The sequence below is a fragment of the Reyranella massiliensis 521 genome (assembly GCF_000312425.1).
In the GTDB taxonomy this organism is placed as follows: Bacteria; Pseudomonadota; Alphaproteobacteria; order Reyranellales; family Reyranellaceae; genus Reyranella; species Reyranella massiliensis.
The window spans coordinates 1,376,687-1,396,815 of sequence record NZ_HE997181.1 but is presented as its reverse complement, the minus strand read 5'-3'; the positions used below and the strand labels follow the sequence as shown (position 1 = coordinate 1,396,815).

Genomic DNA, 20,129 nt, shown 5'->3' with positions numbered 1-20,129 from the left:
CGTTGTTGATGAGCGAATCGCTGACACGGCAGTTGAAATTCACCAAGCACGCGGTTCGCGGCAAGGGCGTGGTCGTTGCGCAGAATGTGAAGGCAGCGGAGGTCGGCGCCGAGATCCTGCGCAAGGGTGGCAACGCCATCGACGCGGCGGTCGCCACCGGCATGGCCATCGGCGCGCTGGAGCCCTGGATGAGCGGCATCGGCGGCGTCGGCTTCATGACGATCTGGAGCGCCAAGGAAGGCCGCGCCTGGACAGTCGATTACGGCCCAGTCTCGGCCAAGAAGCTCGATCCGTCGGTCTACAAGATCGTGGGCCCCGGCCCCGCCAACCCTTTCGCCTGGCCCGACATCGAGGATCAGCGCAACGAGGTCGGCTACCATTCGATCGCCGTTCCCGGCATGGTCGCCGGTCTTGCCAAGGCGCTGGAGCGCTTCGGTTCGCTCAAGTGGAAAGACGTGCTGCAGCCCGGCGTCGAGCTTGCCCAGCGCGGCATGGAGCTCGACTGGTACATGCAGGTGATGATCGCCAACGGCGCCAAGCACCTCGCCAAGTTCCCGGCGTCGCGCGAAAACTATCTCTGCGACGACGGCCGCGTTCCCGCCCACGACTGGGCCGGCACGCAACGCTTCATCAAGCTCGGCAATCTCGGCGAGACGATGCGGCGACTGGCCGAGGGCGGCCCGCGCGAATTCTACGAAGGCAGCTTGGCCCGCGATATCGTGGCCGACCTGCAGGCCGGCGGTTCCACCATCTCCTTAGACGATCTCAAGTCCTTCGAGGCCAAGATCGTCGAGCCGCTGTCGTTCGAGCACAATGGCGTGACGATCAACGTCGCGGGCGGCCTGACAGCAGGCCCCACCCTGCGCCGGACCATCGAACTCGCAGGTGCCGGGACCAAGGGCAAGGGTGCGCCCGATGCTGCGTTCTTCGCCGCCATCGCCGAAGGCATGCACAAGGCTTACGACGAGCGCCTGAAGACCTTGGGCGACAAGCCGACCAACACTTGCACCACGCATTTCTGCGCCGCCGATTCCGAAGGCAACATGGTGGCGCTGACGCAAACGCTAATGTCACTGTTCGGCTCCTGCGTGATGCTGCCCAAGACCGGCATCACCATGAACAACGGCATGCTGTGGTTCGACCCCGAGCCCAACCGGCCAAACTCGATTGCCCCGGGCAAGAAGCCGCTTTGCAACATCTGCCCGATGGTCGTCGAGAAGGATGGCAAGCCGTGGTTCTGCATCGGCGCCTCGGGCGGCCGGCGCATCGTGCCGGCGGTGACGCAGCTTTCGCTGATGATGGTCGACCGCGGCATGGACGTCGAAGCAGCCTTCCACCAGCCGCGCATCGACGTGTCCGGCGTCGGTCCGATCCGGGTTAATCGCGATCTGCCGGATGCGGTGAAGAAGGCGATTGCCGCCAAGCTGCCGATGGTCGAGGTCGACAATCCGGTCTCGCCGTTGGGCTTCGCCAACCCGTCCTGCATCGTGCGCGATCCCAAAACCGGCGAACTGACCGGCATGAACGAGATCATGTCGCCATGGGCCGGCGGCGCCGCGCAGTAGCCGCGGCATTGATGTCTTTTGCGCTCGCGGCTCCGGCTGCGGCGCAAAAGGCCGATGTCTCGCTTCCCGTGCTCGTTCCGCTCACGGGCTTCGTTGCGCTGGAAGGTACGAGCCAGCGCAACGGTGCGATTCTGGCTGAGCGCCAGCTCCGCGACGTGAAGATCGAGACGCGCGTGCTCGACACGCAGGCGACCCCCGAGGCTGCCGTAACGGCCTGGGAACGGGCGGTCGGCGCCCCCGCCACTCGCCGTGGTGGGCCCGATCCTCGGCACGCAAATGCTGGCGTTGATGCCGCTCGCACAGGCTGTCGGTGTGCCCCTGCTCACCGTTTCCGGAACGGCGCGGCTGTCGGAGATGGGCAACCCCTACTTCTTCCGCTTCTTCCCTAGCGATTCGACAGTGAAGGTGGCGCACGCCCGCTACGTGGTCGAGAAGCTCGGCGCCAAGCGGCCCGCCGTGATCTACCAGAGCACCGCCTACGGCCAGTCGGGCCGCGAGCAGCTCGCAAAGACGCTCGCCGACCTCAAAGCCGCGCCGGTGCTCGAGCAGAGCGTTGCGCCGTCCGCCAACGACCTGACAGCGGCTCTCACTCGCGCCAAGGGCGCCAATGCCGACGTGATCGTGCTGCACCTGCATGCCGCCTCGACGGTGCTGGCTGTCCGCCAGGCGCGACAGCTCTTCCCCGACCTGCCGGTCGTCGCGGGCTCGGCCATGCACCAACCCGCGACGGCCGCGCTGCTCGAACCCGCCGAACTGAAGGGTGTATGCGCCGAAACTGCAGCCTCGCCGATTTCGGCGACCAGCGGCCCGATGAAGGCGTTCACCGACGCCTACCGCGCTGCCTTCAAGACCGAGCCCGACGCGTTCGCGGCCGCCCAATACGACGCCGTCGGGATGCTGGCCACGATTGTCGCCGACCTCAAGAAGGCGAAGCAGACCGTCACGCCGAGCGCCGTCCGTGGCGCTCTCGATCGTGACAGCTACAAAGGGCTGGTCACGACCTACAAGTCGGACGGCAAGGGCAACATGGCCCACGAAGCCGAGATCGTCTGCTTCGACGGCACGAGCCGCGTACCCAAGGTCGTCGAGCGCTACACGATCAGATAGCGCTCCAGCCTCAGTGCTTGCCGTTGGGCGACTGGCTCAACCTGTCGACGAAGGCGATGCCGACGGCGGAAAGGATGAACAGGCCGTGAATGATGGTCTGCCACATGATGCCTGCCTCGGTGTAAGCCGAGTCGGGCTTGCCGAGCGAGCCGGCCTCGATGAACGTCCGCAGCAGATGGATCGAGGAAATGCCGATGATTGCCATGGCGAGCTTGATCTTGAGCACGCTGGCGTTGACATGGCTCAGCCACTCCGGCTGGTCGGGATGGCGATTGAGCTGCATCCGCGACACGAAGGTCTCGTAGCCGCCGACGATCACCATGATCAGGAGATTGGAGATCATCACCACGTCGATGAGACCCAGCACGATCAGCATGGCCTGCTGCTCGGTGACGCTGGGGCTGTGCAGCACCAGGTGAACCAGTTCCCTGAGGAACAGAAAGACGTAGACGCATTGCGCAACGATCAGGCCCAGATAGAGCGGAAGCTGCAGCCATCGCGACGCAAAGATCAGACGCGGGATCGGACGCAGGCTTCTGGGATCACGGATCGGTGCAGTGGCCTCGGCGGGCGTCATGGGGGGGGATTCCGTCAGTTGATAAGTGGATCGGAGGACCGGATATGGCCAATCCCAGGCCGCCTTGCAACAGGTGTGCAACGCCGTTCACGAACCTTAATTTCTAGCCACGGTGGAACCGCCCGCTGCCTCCGCGAACCTCAGTCGAAGGCCGCGCGAACCGCCCAGGCTCTCGCCTTGAATGGGATTGCGCCGTCGGCCCGCAACGGGACGCTGTCCTGCAGTTTCTGCCTCAACTTCTCCCGAGCGTCCGGCGCCAGCTTCGCGCAGTAGCCCGGCGCCGGCCCCGCCCCCAAGGTGAAGGGCCGCCAGTAGTCGTCGAAGTCGCTGAAGACCGTCGGCACTTCGATCGGCGCGCAGCTCACTAGCCCGAGACCGGCATCGGCTGCCAACTCGGCCAGGCCCTTCGGCGTGCAGAAAGGAAAGCGTCTGTCCTCGGTAAGGTCCTGCGCCGCAGGGTCGAGTGACACCGCCGCGCGCCAGAAGGCACGCACGAACTCAATGCCGCCGCCGGGATAGTCCCAGACATAGAAGCCGATCGTTCCACCCGGCCGGACGATGCGCTTCATCTCCGCGAGCGCCTTGCGCCGGTCGGGAACGAAGTTCAGCACCAGGGCCGATACCACGACGTCGCGGCTGTCCGTTTCCACCTCGACCGCCTGGGCATCGCCGACCCGGAACTCGGCGCGCTTGTCGGGAATGCCTGCTCGCACCTTTGCGACGAAGCCGTCGGAAGGGTCGATGGCCAGCAAGCTCGTTGGCTTGCACTGCGCGAGAATGGCGGCCGTGAGCGCCCCGGTACCGCAGCCAATATCGAGCCAGTTGCGGTCCTCCGGCGCAGCTAGCCAGTCGAGGAAGCGAGGTGCGACCTTGCGGCTCCACCTGCCCATATAGGCATCGTAGCTTTCGCCCGCCTGCCATGCATCGTGACGCGAGGCTTCAACCATGGGTCGCCCTCCCGATCCGAACCGATGTCATTGAGGCACCGCGCCCCCGCAGAAAGCCAGAACGCGGCACGCACGCAGTCGATGAATTTTCCGTTAGGGCGTCAGCCTAGTCCTGGCTGGCGGCAGTGCCAAGCCTGCAGCGTCGACCCTCGTCTTGAAAATGCTGCCGCAATTCTCGCTCGGGCCGCCACGTGAGCCCGTGACGACGTAGAGATCACGCAGGTCGTCGCCGCCGAAGCAGACACTGGTGACCATCGGCAGAGGCACTTCGAGATCGCGGCGGTGCGCACCGTCTGCACCGAAGACCGCGACGCGGCCGCCATGGGCGTCGGCAACCCAGACCGAACCGTCGCTCGCCACCTTCAATCCGTCGGGAACGCCGCCGTCGCCCATCGAGGCGAACTGCCCCCACGGGCCGACGCCGCCATCCGCCGCCACATCGTAGACACGGACGATCCCGGCGCGCGCGTCGCTGTGATAGAGACGCTTCCCGTCGGGCGAAAAGCCCAATCCGTTGGTCAGGAGTATGCCGTCGGACACGGTGCGCATCGAGCCGTCCACGTCGATGACATGCAGGTGCCCGGGCTTCGGCGGTTCGCCGCCGAATACCTTGAAGGCCAGCGACCCTACGTAGATGCGCCCGACGCTGTCGGTCGTGAGATCGTTGAAGCCGGTGGCGCCGGGGATGGCATCGAGCGGCAGCAGCGTCTTCGTGCCCCCGTCGGCCAACGAGACATGGGCAATGTCGCGCCCGCCCACGATCAGACCGCCGCTATCGTGAAGCGCCATGCCGCCGATGCCCCGCCGCTTCGGCACGGCCAGGGAAACTGCACCGGCGCGATCCAGCAGGTAGACCCCGCCATTGATGACGTCGCTGAAATAGAGACCATGGGCCGAATCCCAGACTGGGCCTTCGACGAGCCCGTAGCCTGTCGCGACCTGTTGCATCGATTGTCCCCCTATCGAGGTGCCAGCCCCTCTTCCTGCGCCTTGATCTGCAGGGCGAGGTACTTGGAGTACATGCGGCACTGCGCGAAGGAGCCGCCGGTGAACCAGAGGCCGGGTTGCGCGGTCGGCACCCACATATTGTTCAGCTCCTGAGTGACCGGATCGAAGCCCCAGACCGCACCGACCTTCTTGGCGACCTCCGGGCCGAAAAGCTGGCCGACCAGGTGGTCCTGCCCCTTGTAGCCGGTAGCCAGCACGATCAGATCGGCAGGACGTTCGCCGCCGTCCTTCATCTTCAGGCCGGTCGCCGTGAACTCGGCGATGTCGGCATATTGGATGAGGCCGATCTCGCCGCGCGCGACCAGATCGGAGGCGCCGACATTGAAATAGTAACCGCCGCCTCGGGAGCGGTACTTCAGCGGCCAGCCGGTGCCGCCTTCGCCGAATTCGAGCCGGAAACCGACCTTCTCCAGCCCTTCGAGAAGCGCGGCATCGTGCCGGCGCGATTCGTCGGTCAGGATCTTGTGCGCCACCTTCATCACGCGCAGCGGCACCGAGACGTTGATCAGGTCGCGGTCTTCATAGGCCGGCCCCTTGCCGTAATAGACGCCGTCGTAGAGCTGCGCACTGGGCTCGACGTTGGTGATGAGGGTCGGGCTGCGCTGCACGACGGTCGTGTGGGCGCCATTGCCGTGCAGGTCCTGCGCAATGTCGTGCGCGCTGGTCCCCGTGCCGAACACGTAGACGTTCTTGCCGCGCCACGCGGCGCCGTCGGTGAATTTGCTGGAATGGACAACCGGCCCCGTAAAGCGGTCGAGGGTCGGGATGTCGGGCAGGTTCGGCGTACCGCTGACGCTGGTCGCCATCACGATATGGCGTGGATGGAGCGTGCGCCCCACACCGTCGGCGACGTCGAGGGCAAGCTGCGCCGTCCAGCGCTTCTTCGACGCGTCCCAGGTGGCTCCCTGGAAGGTCGTGCGCGTCCAGAAGTCGATCTCCATGGTCTCGACGTAGGACTCGATCCAGTTGGCGATCTTGTCCTTGGGAATGTACTTCGGCCAGGTCTTGGGAAACGGCAGATACGGGAAGTGATTGCTGTGCTTCTGATTGTGCAGCTTCAGCCCATGATAGCGCTTGCGCCAGTTGTCGCCGATGCGTGCCATGCGGTCGACGACCAGCGCATCGATGCCCAGGGCCTTGAAGCGCGCCGCCGCCGTCACGCCGGCATGGCCGCCGCCCACGATCAGCACCACCGGCTCGCGATCCTCGTAACGCGACGACTGCTCCCGGCGGTCGAGCCAGTTGGGGCCGTGGAAATCGCGCTCGAAGGCGGGTTCTTCCGAGGCTTCGAGGATCACTTCTTCTTCGTAGCCGGTGAGTTCGTCGAGGGCGGTCATCAAGGTCCAGGCCACCGTCGAGCCAGCGCGGCAGTCGCTGCGCTTCAAGCGAACGATGCCGGCTCCCCTGCCCACCTTCGTCGCGAAAGTCAGGATCGCCTCGACGCAAGTCTCGCCGGCGCGCTCGACGTCGCGCGGCGGATGGCGTTCGGGATCTATGGCAAAGTCGCACGCCCCGGTGGCTGTGGCAGCTTCCACGAGGCGCCGCGCGACGGGCTCGCGATCACTCACCGTCTCGATGGTCCAGGTGAGCGCCACGATATCGCGCCAATCGCAATCGCTGCGGAACAGGGCGCCGACAGCGGCAGCGTCCTTTGCCTCGAGAGCGGCATTCAGGCCTGTCAGCCAATCGCCGACAACTTGTTTCGCATCACGGCTGAGTTCGACATCCATGGAATCGAGCCTAGAGCGTAACGCGCGTCCTTGTCATCCTGAGGTCCAGCATCACGGCGGGAGATCGAAATGGCGCTCTACGAACTCAGGACCTACACGCTTTACGTCGGCAAGATGGCGGAGGCGGTAAAGCTCTATCAGGAGTTCGGCTTCCCCGCGCTCGACAAGGGCGGCCATGCCAAAAACCTCGTCGGCTATTTCCAGGGCGACACGGGTACCATCAATCAGCTCGTTCATCTCTGGAAGTTCAACGACGATGCTCACCGACGCAGCCACTGGGCCGCTGTCTTCTCCGACCCCGCCTTCATGGACGGCTTCGCCGTCAAGTTTCGTCCGCTGGTGATGAGTCAGGAAGTGAAGCTGCTGAATGCGGCACCCTGGGGGCCGCATCCGTAAGGATGCCGTAATCCACCTGCAACATTTAGGAACCCAGCTGCGGCGTTTAGCAGGTCGAAACATACTCGCCCGACGCGACGGCAGCGGTTAGTGTACTGTCGGGTGTTCAACGGGAAATGGTCTACAATTTAACTTTGGTCCACCTGCTGCTGGCTTTGGGGGCGAGCGGCTGTGTGTACTTCGCATTGCGCGAGATCCGACGCCGTTACGTGTCGATCTGGCGTCTGTTCGTGCCTGCAACGCTGGCGACGGTCGTCGCCATCGGCATGTTCCTGCTGCAGGTCATCGCCCATCGGCCTCCCTGGGTTTTCGAGGCGGCAGTGCTCGCGGGTTTGGCGATCGGCATGCTCCGCGGCTTCACGACCGTGCTGCACGTCGATCTCTACATGTCGATGCTGCAGGAGCGGTCCGCCGCCAAGCGGGCGCTGCTCTGGGTGCCGATCATTCTTGCCGTTGCGGTCGCCACCGAGATCGTGGCCGCGATCTTCACCCCGGCTCTCGAGAACCTTCAGCTCGGCGCCGCGCTCATTGCGACATGCTGCGCCGGCATGCTGGTCGGCCGCGCTCTTGTTCTATCGGTGCGGCTGGCTGCGTCATTGATGAAGCCGGCACCAAGCAGTCGAAAGCGGTCTACTGTCAGGCAGGCGCCTTCCGAACAGACCTGAGCCGTTCGGCGGCGGTGTCCCGTCAGGGCACCGCGGGATTGAGCGGCGGCAAGATGCTCGCCCGCTCTCGCCGTACCGTCGCATGGCGCAGCGCCTCGGCCTTCCTGGCGAAGGCATCGGCCCTATCGGGCGACCAGGGCGCGCCGGCAAACAATGCGGCTTCAATCTCCTCGGCAAGTGGCGCGGCATCCTCCGGCCTTGGCAAGCGCTGCCGCCACGCCGCAAAGGTGCGATAGGCGGCCTCAGGTCCGTCTTTGCGACACGCAGCCTTGAGATCGTCGAAGGCCTTTGATTCGGAAGCCAGCCAGCGGGCGCGACGATCAGCCTGCCATCTGCGTACATGCAGCCAGCTCCACAGCGCCAAGGACACGAGACCCAGTACCGTGGCGGCCGCGAATACCCAGCGCTCGACAGGGTCGCCAGGCGCCGCAGCAACCGGCGCGCTCGCCACCGCGATCGTGGCGCCTCCACCCACGGCGCGCCGGAGACGGTTCGCCGAAAGATCCCACCAGGGCTGCGCGACCTCGGGAATTACGAACGAACCGCCAGTCTCGAACACATAGGTCACGCGATCGGTTCGCCGGCCTGTTAGCGCGCCGCGACTGACCTGATCGGTGCTTTGCGGCGGGTCGACATAGACACGTACGCCTCGCGGCGCGGTGAAGGCGAGGTCGAGCATTGCCATGCCTGGCACATCGGCGGCGACGCGGGTGATCGTGCGGACGATGGCGTCGCCCGCCTTGAAGGCATTCGACGGCACCGGCTGCCATTGTTCTTCAAGCGTGAGCGAGTCGGCGGCGACCACCGGTGCCGTCGGATCGACACCCGGCGGCACGGCAATCTGCAACTCGAGCGGCTTTCCCTGGAGCTGGCCCGCAATATCGCCGGAGCTGTTCAATATGGTCACCGACGGCGCCGGAATGGTGAGCCGGCCGCCGCGACGCGGATAAAGGGCGAACTCGAAGCGCTGCCCGGCATAAGTCTTGCCGTCGATCGTGTCGCTCATTGTCGTGGCCTGCGTTTCGTAGCGTACGATCTGCGCGCCCGACATGTCGGCGAGAGAAACCCGCGGCGGTCGAGGCATCTCGCCCGGAAACAGGACATCCACCAAGACGCGGACATGCTGCCCCAGCACGACGCCCTGCTCCGGCTTCACCGTGGTCCGTACGACCACGCCTTCGGTCTGGGCCATCGCCGGCACCGACAGCAGCAGGACCAGAAGCGAAAGCACCACTCTCATGGCGCCTTGCTCTCGAGCTGGTTGACGAAGCGCGCCCGAAGGAAGTCGGCGGGGCGACTCTGCAGACGCTTCAGCCACACGGCGCGCGAGGCTTCGTCGGTCATCACGGCGCCGGTAACCTCGGTCTTCTGCCCCTCCTGGTTTTTCTTGTCCTTGTCGTAGACGATCTCGTCGGCGCCCTCGCGCTGGTCGCCGGCATCGGCACCCTTCTGCCGCATCATTTCCGCCCGCAGTCTTGCCAGCGTCCGGTTTGCCTCTGCATCGGCCCAGCCCGGCCGCAGGGCCAAGGCACGATCGTAGCGGCCGACGGCATCGTCGTACTTACCGAGCATCACCAGTGCATTGCCTTGATCGTAAGCCGCCGCTGCGGTCGCCAGGCCACCAAAGGTCTCCGCGGCCTCCTTGAACTCACCGGCGCGGAAGCGGGCAACGCCAGCCCACATCGGATCTGCGAAGGCCTTGGCGGCCTCGCGATAATTCTGTTCCGCCATCCACCGGCGACCACGCTGATCCGGTGTCATCCAAAGATCGGCCCAGCCGATCTGCCAAGCTCCGATCGCCAAAGCCGCGACGACCAGCGATGCCACCACAGCCATCGAGGTACCCGGCCGCTTCATGACGCGATGACCCAACCGCGGCGAAACCACAGCAGCACCATCAGAGAAACGGCTGGCGTCAGCCACCAGCCTGCTTCCTGCCAATGCACCGTCTCACCGGCAGCCACTGGCGCACCGGGTGCATCCACCAGCCGGCGTGCAATCGCCTGCACATCCTGATTGTCCACCGTCGCGACGACCTCACGGGCATCGAGTGCCGACACTGCCGCCGCAAGGCCCGCATCGGCCGCCACGAACTGCGGCGGAGCCACGGCGAACAGGATCACCGGCGCCCCGACGGCGAGCGATTTCAGCGCCGCGGCCTGACCGCGCGCCGCATTGTCGGCCACGACCAGGATCGAGCCGCCCTGTCCGCCATCCCGCAGCACCTGCGCAGCGAGCTTCACCGCATCGGCCAGCTGGTCGCCTTCGCGCGGCATGATCGCCGGCGACAGCGCCCCCGCCATACCAATCACCACGTCGCGATCGGGTGTCGGCGGCAGGACGAGGTGGGCGGAGCCACTATAGGCGATGAGCCCTGCCGGCATGCCGTCCCGGAGCTTGAGCAGATCGCCGATCTTCTGTCGTGCCCGGTCGAGGCGCGTCGGCGCCAGATCGGGTGTCGTCATTGAGGGCGTCACCTTGAGCACGATCATCGCCGGTGCCGCCTGTTCGGCAAAAGGCGACGGTTCGCGATGCCACGTCGGCCCTGCCGCCGCCAAGGTCACCACGGCAATACCAGCCAGCAGCAGATGATGCGGGCGCAAGGCACGGCGGGCCGTGTCGCCAACGACGAGATGCTTCAGCAGCGCCGGATCGATCACCTGCCGCCACCGGCGCATCGTGTCGCTGGCCCGATGGCTCGCCCACCACAGGGCCAGTGCGGGTAAGAGCAGCAGCAACACCCAAGGGCGCAACAGATGAAAGTTCTCGAGGAAAGCGGTCATGACGCCACCTTCAGGAGGCGGCTCAACCGTGGCCGCCGCACGACCATCAGGGCCTGCGCCAACAGCGCCACCGTGATCATCGCAAGCAGCGGAACCCAATAGAGATCGGTACGCGGCTGGTAGCTCACCGTATCGACCTTGCGTGCTTCGATTTGGTCGAGCTTCGTATAGATGCCGGCCAGTTCGGCGCGGTCGAGCGCGCGGTAGAAGCCGCCGCCGGTCACCGTGGCCACGTCCTTCAACGCCGCTTCGTCGAGCTTCTCCTCGCCGGCCGCTGCGGGATCGCCGATCGCCACGGTATGGATCACGATCCCCTTATCGTGAGCAATGCGCGCCGCTTCGGCCGGCGGCACGCTGCTCGCCGTGTCGTTACCGTCGGTCAAGGCAATCATGGTCTTGGCCGGCGCCGTCGAGCGGGCGAACAGGTTGATGCCGAGCCCGATCGCGTCGCCCAGCACGGTACGCGGCCCGGCCATGCCGACCTGCATCTCCTGCAGCAGCGCGCGCGCCAGCTTCAGGTCAGTCGTGAAGGGTACCAGCGTGAAGGCCGCGTTACCGAAGACCACGACACCGACGCGATCCCCTTGCCGCTTCGCGAGAAACTCGTCGAGCACCTGCTTCGCGGCCGTCAGGCGATCGACCTTGGCGCCCGATGGATCGGTGAAGTCCCTGGTATCCATCGAGCCCGAGAGGTCGACCAGCAGCAGGAGATCCCGCGCCGGCCTTTCCCGATGGATCGGCGGCTCGAGCCATTGCGGCCGCATCAGGGCCAGCAACGACAGCAGCCAGCACAGCACCAGGCTTGCCGTCCGCCAGAAACCACGCTGCCGGGTCACGACACCTTCGTGCGGCTGCAAGCCGGTTGCAGAAACGAGCAGCGTGAAGAACGGGACACGCACGCCGCGCCGGCTCTCTGCATATGCCGGCATGAGCCACCAGATCAGTGCCGGCAGAGGCAGGAGAAGAGCGAACCATGGTTGGGCAAACGTCAGCATCGATGCCGCCGAATCCAGTTGCGGGCCGCCGCCCGGACGGCCTGCTCGTCGCCGGCGCCGCCAAAGGCCAAGCCTTCCAAATCGCGCCCGGCTCCCTGGGTGAACACATTGCTGCGGGCGGTGCGGTCCAGAAAGGCAAGCCACTCGGCGCCCGTCAGCGACGCCACTTCGGCCCGCGGCCACGCCGCCAGCGCCACGCGTTTCAAGATGCTGGAGATGTCGCCAGCGTCGGCCGTGTCGAGAGCAACGAGGGCGGCCCGTCGATAGGCATTGCGCCTGTATCGAGCGACGATCATGCCGGCGAAGATCGCCGCCATGGCAATGCCGCCCGCCAGGAGTATCCACCAGCCCGGCGCTGGTGGCCACAGGGCGACCTCAGGTGGGACGACGATGTCGCGCAGGTTGGAAAGATCGGCGGGATCGCTCATCCCCGCGCTCAGGCCGCGCGGCGCCGGGAAAGGCGTCGGCCGAGCTGTTCGCGGAACTGGTCGGACACGTCGCGGCCCGTGACCAACGGCAACACGGGAATGGCTCGCTGCAACGAGAAACGGGCCGCGCTGGCCCGCCGTTCGGCAAAGCCTGCCGAGAATTGCCGACGCAGAACACCTGCGGAGAGGTCCGCTTCGATCTGGCGGCTGCCATCGGTCAGAACGGCGTTTCCAATGTCCGGCAATTCGGCTTCCAGGGGGTCTGAAATGAATACGGAAAGCGCGTCGTTGTGGCCAGTGAGGCGCGTCACGTGCTTGACGCTCTCGGCGTCGGCCCCCGCGATGTCGGAGATCAGCACGATCAGCCAATCGTGATGAGCGAGGCGGACGGCGCGGCGCAGCGCTTCGTTGAGCAGCGCCGGATCGGACTCACCAGCCGTCGCCGACAGCAAGCGGTTGTGACGCACGATCTCGCCCAGGATGCGCCGGACACCGGCGTCGCGCGCCTCCGGCTTGATTTCGACCACGCCGCCCGCCTCCGAGAAGACAATGGCGCCGACCCTGTCGCCCAACGACGCGACGCGGAAGGCCGAGAGGGCTGCCGCTTCGGCGGCGACGACAGACTTCATGGCAAGCTGGCTGCCGAAGAACATGGATTGCCGCTGATCGACCAGCAGCAGGACGTTGCGATCGCGTTCCTCGCCATAGACACGGACATGCGGCGTCCCGAGCCGCGCGGTCGCAGCCCAGTCCATAGCTCGAGTGTCGTCGCCTTCGGCATAGTGGCGCAGTTCCTCGAAATCGAGACCGCGGCCGCGCAGCCGCGAGGCATGTCGGCCGGTCAAAAGGCTATGCACCGGCTGGCGGGGCAGAAAGCTGAAGCCCTTGGCGCGATGGCGCAGATGCAGCAGCTCGTCGAGGGTCACATAGGCGCGTGCCTCAGTCATCCGCCCTCCTTCTGCGTCACGCCGCGACGGCCACCTGCTTCAGAATTTCGTCGATGACGTCATCCTTGCCGACGCCCGCGGCGGTGGCCTCGTAGGAAAGCGTCAGGCGATGGCGCAGGCAATCGTGTGACACCGCCCGCACGTCTTCCGGCAGGACATGATCACGTCCCTGCAGCCAGGCATGGGCTCGCGAACAGCGGTCCAGCGCCAGCGAGCCACGCGGGCTGGCGCCGATCGAGAGCCAGTCCTTGAGCTGGTCGCCATATTCCGATGGTCGACGGGTCGCGGCGATCAGCGCGACAATATAGGTTTCGACGGCGGCAACGCTCTTCACGTGATCGATTTCTCCGCGCGCAGCAAAGATGGCCCGCTGCTCCACCGGCGGCAGAGGTGCCGTCTCGACGCCCTGTGCTTCTTCCCCCCGCACGAGTTGCAGCACCTTCACTTCGTTCGCATCGCTTGGATAGTCGATTCGGACATGCATCAGGAACCGATCCATCTGCGCCTCGGGCAGCGGATAGGTGCCTTCCTGTTCAATTGGGTTCTGGGTCGCCAGGACCATGAACAGAGCCGGCAGCTTGTAGCGCTTGCCCGAAACCGTGACCTGACGCTCCTCCATGGCTTCCAGCAATGCCGACTGGACCTTGGCCGGCGCACGGTTGATCTCGTCCGCCAGCACAAGATTGCCGAACACGGGTCCCTGACGGAACTGAAAGGTGCCTGCCCCCGCGCCCTGGCTGAGATAGATCTCGCCCCCCGTCACGTCGGATGGCAGGAGGTCCGGCGTGAACTGGATGCGGCTGAACTCTGACTCCAGCGCCTTCGACAGGCTCTTGATCGCGCGCGTCTTGGCCAGCCCCGGCAGCCCTTCGATCAGTACGTTGCCGTTGGCCAGCAGGGCGATCACCAGCCGCTCGACCACCCTTTCCTGGCCGATGACCGACGCATTTACCCGGCGCTGGATCTCGGCGATCTGCTCGCGCGCGCTCATCGTGAGCACGTCCCTGCATAGTAGGCGTCGGCGTCGCAGGTCTTGCCGCCGGGAAGCGAGCACACGCCCTTTTCTGCGGCGGCAGCCGGCGGCGACGACACGGCATAGCGGCCGCCGGTGATGGCGCAGAACCGGCCGGCAGACGTTACATAGCCCGTCACGCGCAACCCTCCCTTTGGGCATTCGCCGCGGAACAGTGCCCATTCCTCACACTGATAGTTGTCGACGAAGGTGCAGACACCGTACTGACCGCCATCGGGGCGCTTTTCGATCTCGAGCGCCCCGCCCTGCTCGACGCATCGCACCGAAGCCGGATTGGCAAGTTGCGGCGGACGTTGATCTTGCGCGGAAGCACTGCCGAATGCACTCAGCAGCACCGTACCGAGAATGATCGCTCCCCGCAAAACGTCGCTCCTATTTCGAGATTGCGTTCAACGACTTCTGCATGCCCTCGACGATCTGGTCGATCGAGAAACTAGAGGCCCGCTGACTGGGCGGATACTCCTTGAACGTCGCCAGGAATTTGCCGACCACTTCCTGTGCGGCAAAGATGACGTAGGGCTGCGAGATGAACCAGTCGTAATAAGTGTTCGAGGTAATGTCGGCCCGTTCGTAGGGGTCGGCACGGAGATCGAACAGCTTCGGCAGGCGCAGCTTGGTGAACGGTTCCGCCCACACCCGCATCGTTCCGGGCGCGCGCTGCTCCTCGAAGACGATCTTCCAGTTCTCGTAGCGCAGACCGACGAGTTCGGCATCATCGTTGAAGTAGACGAACTCCTTGCGCGCGCTGTTGGGTTCCTTGGCGGTCAGATAAGGAAGCTGATTGTAGCCGTCGAGATGGACCTTGTAGGTCTTGCCGCCGGTCTGATAGCCCTTGAGCAGCTTGTCCTTTATGTCGGCCTCGCCGGCCGCCGCCACAAGCGTCGGGAACCAGTCCAGCCCACTCACGATTCCGTTGAATACGGTCCCCGGCTGAACGCGGCCCGGCCAGCGAACGAAACAGGGCACACGATACGCCCCCTCCCAGTTGGTGTTCTTTTCGCTGCGGAAAGGCGTGGTGGCGCCATCGGGCCAGGAGTTGGCGTGCGGGCCGTTGTCGGTCGTGTAGATCACCAGCGTGTCGTTGGCGATGCCGAGATCGTCGAGCTTCTTCAGGATCTGCCCGATATGACCGTCATGCTCGACCATGCCGTCGGCATATTCTGTGAGCGCCGTGAGGCCGGCCGGGCTGCGTCGATCCTCCTTCACATGCGTGCGGAAGTGCATGCGCGTGGAGTTGAACCAGCAGAAGAATGGCTTGTTGGCCTTTACCTGGCGATCCATGAAGTCGATGGCGGCCGCCGACGTTTCGTCGTCGATGGTCTCCATGCGCTTCTTGGTGAGCGGGCCGGTGTCCTGGATGCGACCGTCGGCATAGGAGCGGATGACGCCGCGCGGCCCATACTTCTTGCGGAACTCCGGATCCTTCGGATAGGTGCGCTGCTCAGGCTCCTCCTCGGCGTTCAGGTGATAGAGGTTGCCGAAGAACTCGTCGAAGCCGTGATTGGTCGGCAGATACTCGTCGCGATCGCCCAGGTGATTCTTGCCGAACTGACCGGTCGCATAGCCCATCGGCTTGAGAATCTCGGCAATGGTGACGTCGCGGGCCTGCAACCCGACCGTCGCGCCCGGCACACCGACCTTGCTGAGGCCGGTGCGCAACGTGCATTGTCCCGTGATGAAGGTCGACCGCCCCGCCGTGCAGCTCTGCTCGGCGTAGTAGTCGGTGAACATCGCGCCCTCGCGCGCCAAGCGGTCGATGTTGGGCGTCTTGTATCCCATCAGGCCGAACGTATAAGCGCTGATGTTCGACTGCCCGACATCGTCGCCAAAGATGACGAGGATGTTCAGCCGTCGCCCGCCGGCCGGCGTTTGCTGTGCCTGCGCCTGCTGCACCGTCCCGGCAAGCCCGACGGTACCCAGCACCGAAACCGCTGCACCGCCAAGCAAGAGGTTGCGTCGCCGATTGTCGATCACTCGACCGCTGCGATCGTCGCTCATACCAACCTCCCTGTTGCACAGCAGGGGTGGACTTTACGACCGGTTGTCGCCGCCGGTAAATCTCAGATTGCGCATAGGCGCGCGGGACAGACCGACCTCGCAACCACGCGCCGATCACTTGGTGTGCACGCCAGAAACGCATTTGTGATCTGGACGCTGATGCTCACTCCATCCTAGGGTGTGTTGGCAGCCGCAATTCTGGACGCGGGAGACACATATGGATCGGCGTAGAATGCTGCTGGGCGCCTTGGCGATGTCCGCGCTGGGATCGTTGAATTCCATGCCGTGCTTTGCCCAGGCCTCTCCTCCGGCACCTCCCGCGCCCGAGGACGACAAGAAAACATTGAAGCCCGAGGAACTCGACCAGATCCTCGCGCCGATTGCGCTCTATCCCGATTCGCTACTGTCGCAAGTTCTGATGGCGACGGGATATCCGTTGGAGATCGTCGAGGCTGCCCGCTGGTCTAAAGCGAACCCGGCGTTGAAAGGCGATGCGGCTGTTGCGGCCGTGAAGGACAAGAGCTGGGACGTCAGCGTGAAGTCGCTGGTGGCCTTCCCTGCCGTGCTGACGCAGCTCAGCGATCATCTCGAATGGACGCAGAAGCTCGGCGACGCAATGATCTCGCAGCAGCAGGACGTCGCGGACTCGATTCAGCGACTTCGCGCCAAGGCAGCGGACGCCGGCAATCTCAAGAGCGGTCAGCAGCAGACCGTCACGAGCCAGGGCTCGGGCGCAGACCGCACGATCATCATCGAGCCGGCCAATCCCGAAGTCATCTACGTTCCGTCCTACAACCCCGCCTGGGCCTATGGCGCCTGGCCCTATCCTGCCTATCCGCCGACCTACTATCCGCCGCCACCCGGCTACGGCTATGGAGCGGCCCTGGCGACCGGCCTGCTGTGGGGTATCGGCATCGCCGCAGCAGGCTCGATGTTCTCGAGCTGGAACTGGGGCCGCGGCAATTCCTACGTTAACGTGAACGTCAATCGCGCGGTCAACATCGACAACAACTTCGACCGCAACCGCTACGTCAACAACAGCAACCGCTGGCAGCACGATCCCGGCCACCGCCGTGGCGTCGCCTACCGCGATCCGGCGACCCGCCAGCAGTTTGGCCAGCACAAACCAGCCGGCGCTGCCGAGCGCCAACAGTTCCGCGGTCAACTCGCCGGACAAACGCCTGGCGGCCGCACGCCCGGTCAGGCGCCTCACCTGCCGCAGGGTGGTGCCAATCGTCCGCAGGGCGGCGCCAATCGACCGCAAGCCGGCACGCATCCCCAGGTTCAGAATCGCGGCAACTTCGCTCAGGGCGACAAGCCGTCGGCCCTGAGCGGTGTCAATCGAGGCCAGCAAGTGAATCGCGAAGCGACGCGCGGCCGCGCGCAGCAAGGACGTGCCAACTCGCATCCGAACTATCAGCGGCCATCCGGTGGCGCCCGCGGCGGTGGCGGCGGCTCTCATGGTGGCGGTGGTGGAACGAGGGGAGGCAGGCGATGAGCATATCCATTCGAATGCTCCTCGGGAGCATGGGCTTTGCCCTGTTGCTCTTCGCGTCGCTTGCAGGCGTCGCGTCCGCGCAGACCGACAAGCAGGAACGCTTTGCCACTCCCGATGTCGCCGCCGACACGCTCACCGAGGCGATTCGCAAGAACGACGACAAGAAGGTCGAGGCAATCCTCGGAACCGGCTGGCGTGACCTGATTCCCGGCAACACCGCACACGAGGACGATCTGCGTGCCCGCTTCCTCGCCGCGTGGGACGAGAATCACAAGGTCGTGATGCAAGGCGACGACAAGGCGCTCGTCGAAGCAGGCAAGACCGGCTGGAGCATGCCGATCCCGCTGGTCAAGGACGCCGGTGGCTGGCATTTCGACGTCGTGGCGGGAAAGACCGAGATCGAAGCCCGCGAAATCGGACGCGACGAGTTCACCGTCATCCAGACCCTGCTCGCGATTGTCGACGCACAGCACGACTATGCCGCGCTCGATCCGATGAAGATCGGAGTTCCGACCTATGCGCGTCGCCTGCTCAGCTCACCCGGCCAGAAGAATGGCCTCTATTGGGAGACGAAACCCGGCGAGCCGGAGAGCCCGCTCGGCGCTCTCGTCGCCAAGGCGCAACCGGGCGACGGGCCTGGACAGGGCTATTTCGGCTACCATTTCCGCCTGCTCTACGGCCAAGGTGCTGCGGCCCGAGGCGGCGCCTACGACTACCTCGTCAACAATCGCATGGTCGGCGGCTTCGGCGTCATCGCCTGGCCTGTGACCTACGGCGAGACCGGCGTCATGACCTTCATCGTGAACCAGGACGGTGTGGTCTACGAACGCGATCTCGGCCCGAAGACCGGCGAACGCGCCGGGACCATCGCGCTGTTCGATCCCGACAAGAACTGGGAAAAGGCCGACATGACTTCGCCCTAGGGCAAGGGTAATACGGTTGGCGGCTACGCCCGTCGGCGACAGCCCGACGATAGCAGCCGATTGCCTATGTCCTCCCCCTCTTCGGACCTGCCCAGCGACTCAATCAAGCGGCTGCTGCCCTGGCTCGTCGCCGTCGCCTTCTTCATGCAGTCGCTCGACACGACGATCCTGAACACCGCCGTTCCGGCGATCGCCAAGGCAATGGAGGTGACGCCGCTCAACATGAAGGCGGTGCTGGCGAGCTACACGTTGAGCCTCGCGGTCTTCATTCCGATCAGCGGCTGGATGGCCGATCGCTTCGGCACCCGCCGCGTCTTCGCCTCGGCCATCGGTCTATTCACCCTGGGCTCTATCCTGTGCGGTCTCGCGACCAGCATCGAGATGCTGGTGGCCTGCCGCGTGATCCAGGGTGCGGGCGGCGCGATGATGATGCCGGTCGGCCGCATGACGCTCGCACGCACCTTCGGCAAGTCCGATCTCGTGAAGGCCATGAGCTTCGTCGCCATTCCGAGCCTCGTCGGCCCCATGATCGGCCCGGTGGCAGGTGGCCTGATCGTTGCCTATCTCCACTGGAGCATCGTCTTCTTCGTGAATATTCCGGTGGGCCTGCTCGGTCTCTACTTCGTGCGGCGCTATTTGCCGGACTATCGCGAGGAACAGACCCACCGGCTCGATTTTCTGGGTCTTGTGCTGTTCGGCGGCGGCATCGCCCTTCTCTCCTATGTTCTGGAGGTCTTCGGCGAGAACACGCTCGGCATGATGGAGATACTCGGACTTCTCGGCATCGCCGTCGCACTGCTCGCAGGCTATGGCATCCGTGCCAGCATGACCGACTTTCCGCTGCTCAACCTCGGACTGTTCAAGCTGCGCACCTTCCGCGCGGCCGTGAGCGGCGGGTTCTTCACGCGCCTTGGCCTCGGCGGCATCCCTTTCCTCTTTCCGCTGCTCTACCAGATCGGCCTGGGCTTCTCGCCGGTTCAATCCGGCCTGCTGGTCCTGCCCCAGGCAATCGCCTCGATCGGGCTGAAGACCTTCATGCCGGCAATCCTGGCGCGGCTCGGCTATCGCAACGTGCTGGTCGGCAACACGATCGTCGTTGGCCTCATGATCATGTCGTTCGCCACGGTGGGGGCTCACACGCCGATCTGGCTGATCGTCCTGCAGGCCTTCATCCTGGGCTTCTTCACCTCGATGCAATACACGAGCATGAACACGCTGGTGTATGCCGACGTCAGCGCCTCGCAGACCAGCGCCGCCAGCACCATCGCCGCGACCGGCCAGCAACTGGCCATCAGCTTCGGCGTCGCGGGCGCCGGCCTCATCGCTGCCATCTTCGTGCCGCCGTCCCTGCATTCGCATCCCGATGCGTTGATCCACGGCGTGCAGCAATCCTTTCTGGCATTGGGCATCCTCACGGTCGTATCGTCGGTCGTCTTCATGGAGCTTCGGAAGGACGATGGTGACACCATCAGCCAGCACGACTCCCAAAAGCATCGCGCCGCCCACCCCGAAAGTGCGGAGCACTAGGA

20 protein-coding genes are annotated in these 20,129 nt (G+C 65.0%); 7 read left to right on the top strand and 13 right to left on the bottom strand.

What is annotated here, in order from left to right; translation table 11 throughout:
- The first annotated feature begins 8 nt into the window (after window positions 1–8).
- Complete coding sequence (locus tag BN60_RS06845; RefSeq protein WP_020695268.1) at window positions 9–1,565, top strand: gamma-glutamyltransferase family protein; 1,557 nt, start codon at window positions 9–11, stop codon at window positions 1,563–1,565.
- Between the two features lie 249 nt (window positions 1,566–1,814).
- On the top strand, window positions 1,815–2,672 hold the full coding sequence (locus BN60_RS06840) for an ABC transporter substrate-binding protein (protein WP_215905886.1): 858 nt from the start codon (window positions 1,815–1,817) through the stop codon (window positions 2,670–2,672).
- Between the two features lie 10 nt (window positions 2,673–2,682).
- Here BN60_RS06840 and BN60_RS06835 read toward each other — a convergent pair whose 3' ends face one another.
- The 4 genes from BN60_RS06835 to BN60_RS06820 all read right to left on the bottom strand — a co-directional run bounded on the left by BN60_RS06835 (window position 2,683) and on the right by BN60_RS06820 (window position 6,934).
- Complete coding sequence (locus tag BN60_RS06835) at window positions 2,683–3,249, bottom strand: TIGR00645 family protein (protein ID WP_020695266.1); 567 nt, start codon at window positions 3,247–3,249, stop codon at window positions 2,683–2,685.
- 140 nt (window positions 3,250–3,389) lie between these two features.
- The gene (locus tag BN60_RS06830; protein WP_020695265.1) at window positions 3,390–4,196 is read right to left on the bottom strand and encodes a class I SAM-dependent methyltransferase; all 807 of its coding nucleotides are present in this window, start codon (window positions 4,194–4,196) and stop codon (window positions 3,390–3,392) included.
- Between the two features lie 93 nt (window positions 4,197–4,289).
- Window positions 4,290–5,144 (bottom strand): SMP-30/gluconolactonase/LRE family protein, encoded by an 855-nt coding sequence (locus BN60_RS28635; protein WP_020695264.1) that lies wholly within the window; start codon window positions 5,142–5,144, stop codon window positions 4,290–4,292.
- Between the two features lie 11 nt (window positions 5,145–5,155).
- Complete coding sequence (locus BN60_RS06820) at window positions 5,156–6,934, bottom strand: flavin-containing monooxygenase (RefSeq protein WP_020695263.1); 1,779 nt, start codon at window positions 6,932–6,934, stop codon at window positions 5,156–5,158.
- Window positions 6,935–7,003: 69 nt separating this feature from the next.
- On the opposite strand from BN60_RS06820, the gene BN60_RS06815 reads away from it, so the two are divergent.
- Window positions 7,004–7,330, top strand: coding sequence for an NIPSNAP family protein (locus tag BN60_RS06815; protein ID WP_020695262.1), 327 nt, complete (start codon window positions 7,004–7,006; stop codon window positions 7,328–7,330).
- A gap of 116 nt (window positions 7,331–7,446) precedes the next feature.
- Window positions 7,447–7,995: a hypothetical protein gene (locus tag BN60_RS06810; protein WP_148283335.1), complete on the top strand. Its 549-nt coding sequence runs from the start codon at window positions 7,447–7,449 to the stop codon at window positions 7,993–7,995.
- Between the two features lie 22 nt (window positions 7,996–8,017).
- Here the strand turns inward: BN60_RS06810 and BN60_RS06805 are convergent, their stop codons facing one another.
- From BN60_RS06805 to BN60_RS06765, 9 genes are read right to left on the bottom strand one after another with little or no spacing between them, the layout of a single operon-like run.
- Window positions 8,018–9,235, bottom strand: coding sequence for a BatD family protein (locus BN60_RS06805; protein ID WP_083855985.1), 1,218 nt, complete (start codon window positions 9,233–9,235; stop codon window positions 8,018–8,020).
- On the bottom strand, window positions 9,232–9,852 hold the full coding sequence (locus tag BN60_RS06800; protein ID WP_020695259.1) for a tetratricopeptide repeat protein: 621 nt from the start codon (window positions 9,850–9,852) through the stop codon (window positions 9,232–9,234). The genes BN60_RS06805 and BN60_RS06800 overlap by 4 nt, the downstream gene beginning before the upstream one ends.
- Window positions 9,849–10,778, bottom strand: a complete 930-nt coding sequence (locus BN60_RS06795) for a VWA domain-containing protein (protein ID WP_020695258.1) — start codon at window positions 10,776–10,778, stop codon at window positions 9,849–9,851. Before BN60_RS06795 ends, BN60_RS06800 begins: the two co-directional genes overlap by 4 nt.
- Entirely contained in the window at window positions 10,775–11,773 is a 999-nt protein-coding gene (locus BN60_RS06790; RefSeq protein ID WP_020695257.1) for a VWA domain-containing protein, read from the bottom strand. Before BN60_RS06790 ends, BN60_RS06795 begins: the two co-directional genes overlap by 4 nt.
- On the bottom strand, window positions 11,767–12,201 hold the full coding sequence (locus BN60_RS06785; RefSeq protein WP_020695256.1) for a DUF4381 domain-containing protein: 435 nt from the start codon (window positions 12,199–12,201) through the stop codon (window positions 11,767–11,769). The genes BN60_RS06790 and BN60_RS06785 overlap by 7 nt, the downstream gene beginning before the upstream one ends.
- Window positions 12,202–12,209: 8 nt before the next feature.
- The gene (locus BN60_RS06780; protein WP_020695255.1) at window positions 12,210–13,148 is read right to left on the bottom strand and encodes a DUF58 domain-containing protein; all 939 of its coding nucleotides are present in this window, start codon (window positions 13,146–13,148) and stop codon (window positions 12,210–12,212) included.
- Between the two features lie 16 nt (window positions 13,149–13,164).
- Window positions 13,165–14,139, bottom strand: coding sequence for an AAA family ATPase (locus BN60_RS06775; protein ID WP_043284983.1), 975 nt, complete (start codon window positions 14,137–14,139; stop codon window positions 13,165–13,167).
- Window positions 14,136–14,543, bottom strand: a complete 408-nt coding sequence (locus BN60_RS30735) for a putative hemolysin (protein ID WP_020695253.1) — start codon at window positions 14,541–14,543, stop codon at window positions 14,136–14,138. The genes BN60_RS06775 and BN60_RS30735 overlap by 4 nt, the downstream gene beginning before the upstream one ends.
- Before the next feature lie 10 nt (window positions 14,544–14,553).
- Window positions 14,554–16,179: an arylsulfatase gene (locus tag BN60_RS06765; RefSeq protein ID WP_020695252.1), complete on the bottom strand. Its 1,626-nt coding sequence runs from the start codon at window positions 16,177–16,179 to the stop codon at window positions 14,554–14,556.
- Window positions 16,180–16,396: 217 nt separating this feature from the next.
- Between BN60_RS06765 and BN60_RS06760 the strand changes: the two genes are divergently transcribed.
- The 3 genes from BN60_RS06760 to BN60_RS06750 all read left to right on the top strand — a co-directional run bounded on the left by BN60_RS06760 (window position 16,397) and on the right by BN60_RS06750 (window position 20,127).
- Window positions 16,397–17,677 carry a DUF3300 domain-containing protein gene (locus BN60_RS06760; RefSeq protein ID WP_043283694.1) on the top strand — a complete coding sequence of 427 codons (1,281 nt, stop codon included), beginning with the start codon at window positions 16,397–16,399 and terminating at the stop codon, window positions 17,675–17,677.
- Window positions 17,674–18,600 (top strand): DUF2950 domain-containing protein, encoded by a 927-nt coding sequence (locus BN60_RS06755; RefSeq protein ID WP_043283692.1) that lies wholly within the window; start codon window positions 17,674–17,676, stop codon window positions 18,598–18,600. The genes BN60_RS06760 and BN60_RS06755 overlap by 4 nt, the downstream gene beginning before the upstream one ends.
- 66 nt (window positions 18,601–18,666) lie before the next feature.
- Complete coding sequence (locus BN60_RS06750; protein ID WP_020695249.1) at window positions 18,667–20,127, top strand: DHA2 family efflux MFS transporter permease subunit; 1,461 nt, start codon at window positions 18,667–18,669, stop codon at window positions 20,125–20,127.
- The last annotated feature ends 2 nt before the right edge of the window (window positions 20,128–20,129 follow it).